Consider the following 1,536-nt stretch of genomic DNA (forward strand, 5'->3'; position numbering starts at 1 on the left):
CATCAGCTGATCGCCATCGGCCACCGTGCCGGTTTCGTCGATCATGATCACCCGGTCAGCATCGCCATCCAGACAAATGCCAACATGGGCGCCATGCGCCACAACCGCCTCAGCTGCAGTCTGCGGCTGTGTCGAGCCGCAGCCGCGGTTGATGTTCAACCCGTCCGGGGACACGCCGACCGGAATAACCTCGGCGCCCAGCTCCCACAGGACCTCAGGCGCTGCCCGGTGGGCCGCACCATTGGCGCAATCGATCACCACCTTCAGCCCGTTGAGGCCAAGGTTGCGCGGCAGAGAGCTTTTGACCCGCTCACCGTAACGGAAACGGGCATCATCGATCCGCTTGGCGCGGCCGATATTGGCAGCCTGCGCGGGTTCTACCCCCGCATCGATAAGGGCTTCGATCTCCATCTCGGCGCTGTCCGACAGTTTGAACCCGTCAGGGCCGAAGAACTTGATGCCGTTGTCCTCGGAAGGGTTGTGGCTAGCCGAGATCATCACCCCCAGGTCGGCCCGCATCGAACGGGTCATCAGCCCCACCGCGGGCGTCGGCACCGGACCCAAAAGCAGCACATTCATACCGGTCGAAGTCAGCCCAGCCGTCAATGCGTTCTCAAACATGTAGCCGGACAGCCGGGTGTCCTTGCCGATCACCACCCGGTGCACGCCAGTGCCATCACGCCGGAAGTAACGTCCGACTGCAGCGCCGATGCGCAGCGCCATCTCGGCGGTCATGGGATGGGTATTGGCAGTGCCGCGCACGCCATCAGTGCCAAAGAGTTTACGCATTATGCTTTTCCTGCCAAAAGCCTCAGCGGACGGCCTGCCAAAGTCGCAGGGCCTGAACCGTTTCAGCAACGTCATGCACCCGCAGGAATTGCACGCCTTGCCCCAGGGCCGCAAGCCCTACGGCAATTGAGCCCGGCGCACGGGCATCAGCGCGCGGCTCCTTGCCGATTTTGCCTATGAACCCCTTGCGGGACACGCCCAGCAAGATAGGGCAGCCAAGCCCGTGGAACAGGCTGAGATTGCGCAAAAGCGTCAGATTATGCACCTGCGTCTTGCCAAAGCCGATGCCGGGATCAATGACGATCTGTTCGCGGACCACCCCGATGGCTTCCAACCGGTCGATCTGATCGCTCAGGAAATCATAGACGTCCAGCAGCACATTGGCGTAATGCGGAGCCTCTTGCATGGTGGCCGGATCGCCCTGCGCATGCATGATGCAGACCGGCACGCTGGCCTGGGCCGCCAACGGCGCCAGCGCCGGATCGAAAGTGAACCCGGAGACATCATTCAACAGGTTCGCCCCCGCCTCCAGCGCTTCCATGCCCACGGTGGCCTTGCGGGTATCAATGGAGACCGGCACCGGGCTGGCCGCCCGGATTGCGGCGATTACCGGCGCGGTGCGGTCTATTTCCTCGGCCTCGGAAACCTCTTCGGCGCCCGGGCGGGTGGATTCGCCGCCGACGTCGATGATCGCGGCGCCCTCCTCCACCATCCGCAGGGCTGCCGCCTTGCCGGCCTCGACACCGG

At 63.8% G+C, this 1,536-nt stretch carries 1 protein-coding gene and 1 pseudogene; both read right to left on the reverse strand.

Annotated elements, in window-relative coordinates:
• A pseudogene (locus tag A2I95_RS36900) lies at positions 1 to 789 on the reverse strand (phosphoglucosamine mutase); the annotation flags it as partial.
• Between the two features lie 22 nt (positions 790 to 811).
• Positions 812 to 1,536, reverse strand: a 725-nt coding sequence (gene folP / locus A2I95_RS36905) for a dihydropteroate synthase (RefSeq protein WP_291737443.1), incomplete at its 5' end; no start/stop codon positions are given.

This window comes from Leisingera sp. F5 (genome assembly GCF_001593695.1).